Raw genomic sequence first — 5,311 nt, forward strand, 5'->3', positions numbered from 1 at the left:
TTGGCACGATCACACGCGCTTATGGGGAGGCAGAGCGCAGGCGGCTGGTCAAGGGAGAAACCGGTAGAGGGACCTACATCGCATCCGAAACCCAGAAAGTGTCACCCTTGATCCCCAAGGAGGACGAGCCTGAGGCCTGTGATCTTGCCAGAAACTTTGCCTATCCGCATCTGAACCCCAGTCTGTCCGACGGGCTTGTTCGCATGGCCCGAACGGCAGGGATTGACCGGTTGAACGGATTTGTTCCCTCTGAAGGTCTGAAAGCCCACCGGGAGACCGGTGCGCTTGTGTTCAAGGACTATGGACTGGAAGCAGACCCGGCCAGGGTTGCGGTCACGTGTGGGGCTCAGCACGGAATTCAGGTGACGTGTCAGGCATTGTTCCGCACTGGCGATGCAATTGCGGTCGACCGGTTCACTTATCCTTCGATTTTCAGCTCGCTTTCCAGTCTCGGTCTGAAAGCCGTGCCTTTGCCCGCCCTGTGCCGTGACGACGGGGGCTTTGGCGCCATGGATCCCGACGTTCTGGCTCGTGCCGCCGAAAGCCATGCGTTGAAAGGCGTCTTTCTGATGCCGAATATGCAAAACCCGACCACCCACACAATGTCGGTCGAAGAGCGGGAAAATCTCGTCCGGGTTGCGCGCGATCACGACCTGAAAATTGTCGAGGACGATCCTTATACGCCCTTTTTGACGGAGACCCTGCCTTCCTTTGGTGCTCTCGCGCCAGAGCGGACGGCGTCCATTGCGAGTATCTCCAAGGTTTGCTCACCGGGCAGCCGGATCGGATTCGTCCACGTTCCCGCACCGTTTGAGGATTCGATCCGCAACAAGATCGGCGAGAGCACCTGGATGGCTTCGCCGATCACCGCTGAACTGATCGCCGGGTGGGTGCGCGAAGGACACCTGTTCAAGACCTTGCGCCTGAAGCGGAAGGCCAATCGGGAGCGGTTCCTCAGCGCGCGCGACTGTCTGGCGCCTTATTTTCTGCAAGGAGACGCCAACAAGGTTTTTGGTTGGTTGCGATTGCCCGATCAGGTCGATGCGGACGCCCTTCAGGCTGCGCTGGGACATCAGGGAATCTCGGTTCTCTCGTCCCGCTATTTTCAGGCCAAGGATCACTCGCCCGCGCCGTATTTGCGCGTGACCTTCGGCTCGGAAGAAAATGATGACCGGTTCCGTTGGGCTCTGAACCGGGTCAAGGCTACCATTGACCAATTAGCCGATTTGCCAGTTTTGACCCGCCCGGTAGGATAAGGCGTCTTTGACAACAGGCCCTTTCCGGTCGATAAGCGCGCGCAGAAACAGAACGGGTCAGCCGTTCTGTGGCGCCCTTGGCGAGGTGATATGGCTCTCTGGCCTAACAAGAGAAGAAAAGAAACCGCGCGCGTCTGCGACGCGAATGCCAGCCCTTTTGCAGTGTTTGAAAACGTCGGGCTGACAATCGGTCAGAGGAAAATCCTTGAAGGGCTGACGCTGTCGCTCGATGAACGCCGGATTGGCGTCATCGGTCTTAACGGATCGGGCAAAAGCACTTTCATTCGGATGCTGAATGGTCTGAGGACACCTGATACCGGCGATCTGAAATTGTTTGGAGCAGGCTTTGCCGAGGCAGAGCAGGAATTGCCGCATCATGTCGGTTTCGTTTTCCAGAATCCGGATCACCAGGCCATCTTTCCGACGGTTGAAGAAGAAATTGCCTTTGGTCTGACGCAGCTTGGCGCAGACAAGGCAGAAAGCCGGATCAGGGCATTGGAATTTCTGGAGCGTCATGGTTGCGCAGAACTGGCTACATCTCCCATTGCCGAGCTTTCCGAAGGTCAGAAGCAGTTGATCTGCATTCTGGCGGTCCTGGTGATGGAGCCCCGCCTCCTTGTGCTGGATGAACCGATGACCAGCCTCGACGCGCTGGCATCTCGCCGCATTCGCGACAAGCTTCTGTCCCTGCCTCAGAAAATCGTCATGGTCAGTCATGACCTGAGCCATTTCGAGGGTTTCGACCGAATTCTATGGCTGGAAGACGGCCGATTGCGCATGGATGGGAATCCGCATGAAGTCCTGGCTGCTTACTGCCGGGACATTGACGGCAGATCCGGCATCAAAATGGAGCTCGCGGCCCTTTGATTTCGATCTACCTGCAGAAGGAAAGCTGGATCCATAGAACACCGGCGGGCTTCAAGCTTCTGGCGGTGGCGATCGCCAGCCTGCTGCTGTTTCAGGTCAAGTCGATCTGGATCTTTCTTCCCTGTCTTGCGGTTGTGCTCGGGCTTTATGCCTCCCTGGGCAGGGAGGGCCTGGCGCAGCTCAAGCTTCTGCGTGGACTGACAATGTTTCTGGTGATCCTGCTCGCACTGCATTGGGTGTCCGGAACCTTCTGGGAGGGCGTTGCAATTATCATGCGCCTGATCGTTCTGTTTCTGGCCGCCAATCTGGTTTCCATCACCACGCGCATGGATGACATGCTGGAAGTGATCCAGCCTCTGTTCAAACCGTTGCAATTGTTTGGGCTGTCGTCGCGCAAGCCCGCACTGGGCGTGACACTGGTTCTTCGGTTCGCGCCCCATATGTTGCAGGTTTTTTCGATATTGCGGGAAGCCTATCAGGCAAGGACGGGTGCAAGAGGGTCCTGGCGGCTGCTGGCTCCGTTTGCCATTCAATCGTTGCGCATGTCCGACAATGTGGCTGAGGCACTAAAAGCAAGAGGTGGCTCGCAAGGACTGTCAAGATAACCCAAGAAGTAGTGTGGATGAGACTGGCAATTTTCAAGAAGCTGCGCTATCCGACTGACCAAATCTGAAACGCGCCAAGAGTAGTTTGACGAAATTCAAATCACAGCGCTAAGAAATGTACCGATATGGAGGTGTGAAAACGAAATGGCTGACCGTTCTCTTGTACATGTTGCGTTCTACGCAGCATTGATTGCTGCGCTTGGACTTGTTCCGCCGGTCGCAATTCCTTTTCTGGGTGGCGTGCCAATCACGGCTCAAACGCTTGGTGTGATGCTGGCCGGTGTCATGCTTGGCCCGGTTCGAGGCGGGCTCGCCGTACTTCTGTTCCTGTTTCTGGTCGCGCTTGGTGCTCCGATCCTCGCCGGCGGACGCGGTGGCCTAGGCGTCTTCGCAACGCCGTCCGTTGGCTTCCTGATCGGCTGGCCGGTCGGCGCGTTTGTTGCTGGCTGGATCATGAATTCGATGAAGGGCACAAATATTCTCGTTGCAGCGGCGGTGTCCGCCGTCGTCGGCGGTATAGGCGTGGTGTATGCCTTCGGCATTCCGGGTGTTGCCTATGTGGCGGGCCTGTCCCTGTCCAAGGCCGCCATTGGCAGCGCCATCTATATTCCGGGTGACCTGGTCAAGGTGGTGATCACGGCCATTGTCACGCAGACGGTCGCGCGCGGCCTGCCTGGCGCCGTGTTCACGCGCACCTAGATCCGTGTGATAGAGCTGTTGCCGGATGGCATATATCGGTGACAAGCTGAAAGACTTCGCCAGGACCATGCCGGAGAAAACCGCATTGAGATGCGGCCCGGACATCTGGACCTGGCGGGAGTTGATTGAAGAAGTGGAGGCGGCTGAGCGGACGATCAGCCGTCTTTCGCCGCAAGGTGGCCGCGTCGCTTTGCTCCTTCCTGAGTCTGCGGCGATGCTCATCTGTTTTTTCGCCTGTGCACGCACGGGGCGGATCGCGATGGTGATGGATCCGGACTGGCCGGAAGATCAGCTTGAGACTGTGTTGAAGGCGGCAAGGCCGGATCTCCGGATCGACGCCGATAGCTATGCACCGCATGACAGTCAGGCCCTGCCGCAACCGGATTCCAATTACTCCTCCGGTGACACGGCACCTCGAGAGGGAGACCTCTTTTATTGCGGGTTCACGTCCGGCTCGACCGGCACACCAAAGGGATATGTCCGGGATCACGGGTCCTGGCTCCGGAGTTTCGAGCTCGGCAATCGCGAATTTGGTATCGATCCCGCCGACCGGATTGTTCTGGCGGGGCAGCTCACGCACTCCCTCCATCTTTATGGCGCGGTCTGTGGCCTTGCGCGCGGTCAGGAAGTTTCGCTTGCGGCGCGGTTTGATCCGCGTTCCATTCTTTCTAGCCTGGTGACAGCCGAAACAGGCGCGGTTCTTTATGCAACGCCGACACAGCTTCACTTTATTTCCGAAGCAGCAAGACGCAGCGGCCCGCTAAACAATGTCGTCCGGGTGCTTGCCAGTGGAGCAAAATGGCAAGACAGCGACCGGGCAGCACTTGAAGGCGTTTTCCCGAACGCAGACCTGATTGAGTTCTATGGCGCATCCGAGACAAGTTTCATAACGCTTTCCAATTCGGCAAATACCGTTCCGCAGGGCAGTGTTGGCAAAGCACCGGCCGGTGTTCAGATCGCTATCGGAGACCCTGACGCACCTCTCCCGGACTGCGAAGCGGGCGAAATCTGGGTCAAAAGCACCCTGCTCTTTTCTGGTTATCTGACCGGTGACGAACCGCAAACGCGCTGGAAGAATGACTGGTTGTCTTTCGGAGATCATGGTTTTCTGGACGCAAATGGTTATTTGTTCCTGACCGGACGGGCCAATCGGATGGTTGTGACTTCCGGGCTGAATGTCTATCCGGAAGAAGTCGAGGCAGTTTTGATGGCTCATCCGCAAGTGGCGGCAGCGGTCGTTGCCGGATTGGAAGATCCGGTTCGCGGACAAAGGCTTGAAGCCGCCGTGCAGCTGACGGAGCCTCTGGCTGGAGCTGAGAAGTCGCTCTTGCATCATTGCCGAACGCGGCTCGCATCTGGAAAAGTACCGCGGCGGATACATTTTTACCGGGAGCTTCCACTGACAGCCGGCGGCAAGCCGGACATTCAGCGTGTCATGGCGGATCTGTCAGGGAGTGGACCGTCGGTATGAGCAGCTCCGGCAGACCCTCGGCATTCATCATTGCAGCACGCAGAACACCGGTTGCGCCGCGTGGCGGTGACTTGTCCGCCTATCAGGCGGACGAGTTGGCAGCTCCGGTTCTGGCCGCATTGGTCCGCGATACAGGATTGTCCGGAAACCAGGTGGATCATGTCATTCTTGGAAATGCCCTTTATGCAGGTGGCAACCCGGCCCGTTTGGCAGCCTTGAGGGCAGGCTTGCCGCAATCTGTGCCGGCGATGACGCTCGATACCCAATGCTGCTCTGGCTTGGATGCCATCTTGCAGGGTGTTCGCCTGATTGAATCGGGAGCTGCCGATTGTGTGCTTGCAGGCGGGGCCGAAAGCTTCAGCCGCGCACCGATCAGAATGCACCGACCTCTTGATAGGCAAGGTGGCCCTGTT

At 57.8% G+C, this 5,311-nt stretch carries 6 protein-coding genes; all 6 read left to right on the forward strand.

Annotated elements, in window-relative coordinates; genetic code table 11:
• The coding region (locus K5905_RS26800) for a PLP-dependent aminotransferase family protein (protein ID WP_297589988.1) at positions 1 to 1,256 on the forward strand (1,256 nt) is incomplete at its 5' end.
• Positions 1,257 to 1,346: 90 nt separating this feature from the next.
• Positions 1,347 to 2,123 (forward strand): energy-coupling factor ABC transporter ATP-binding protein, encoded by a 777-nt coding sequence (locus K5905_RS26805; protein WP_297589990.1) that lies wholly within the window; start codon positions 1,347 to 1,349, stop codon positions 2,121 to 2,123.
• Positions 2,120 to 2,728, forward strand: a complete 609-nt coding sequence (locus K5905_RS26810) for an energy-coupling factor transporter transmembrane protein EcfT (RefSeq protein ID WP_297589992.1) — start codon at positions 2,120 to 2,122, stop codon at positions 2,726 to 2,728. Before K5905_RS26805 ends, K5905_RS26810 begins: the two co-directional genes overlap by 4 nt.
• 144 nt (positions 2,729 to 2,872) lie before the next feature.
• The gene (locus tag K5905_RS26815; RefSeq protein ID WP_297589995.1) at positions 2,873 to 3,427 is read left to right on the forward strand and encodes a biotin transporter BioY; all 555 of its coding nucleotides are present in this window, start codon (positions 2,873 to 2,875) and stop codon (positions 3,425 to 3,427) included.
• A 25-nt stretch (positions 3,428 to 3,452) separates the two neighbouring features.
• Complete coding sequence (locus tag K5905_RS26820) at positions 3,453 to 4,898, forward strand: class I adenylate-forming enzyme family protein (RefSeq protein ID WP_297589998.1); 1,446 nt, start codon at positions 3,453 to 3,455, stop codon at positions 4,896 to 4,898.
• Positions 4,895 to 5,311 (forward strand): beta-ketoacyl synthase N-terminal-like domain-containing protein (locus K5905_RS26825; RefSeq protein WP_297590001.1); only part of this gene is annotated, 417 nt, incomplete at its 3' end. The genes K5905_RS26820 and K5905_RS26825, both read left to right, overlap by 4 nt.

Source organism: Roseibium sp., from assembly GCF_025698965.1.
GTDB lineage: Bacteria > Pseudomonadota > Alphaproteobacteria > Rhizobiales > Stappiaceae > Roseibium.

Excerpts from the sequence above, each read along its gene's own strand:
- K5905_RS26815 (WP_297589995.1), top strand. The coding sequence starts at position 2,873 with ATGGCTGACCGTTCTCTTGTACATGTTGCGTTCTACGCAGCATTGATT.
- K5905_RS26805 (WP_297589990.1), top strand. The coding sequence starts at position 1,347 with ATGGCTCTCTGGCCTAACAAGAGAAGAAAAGAAACCGCGCGCGTCTGC.
- K5905_RS26820 (WP_297589998.1), top strand. The coding sequence starts at position 3,453 with ATGGCATATATCGGTGACAAGCTGAAAGACTTCGCCAGGACCATGCCG.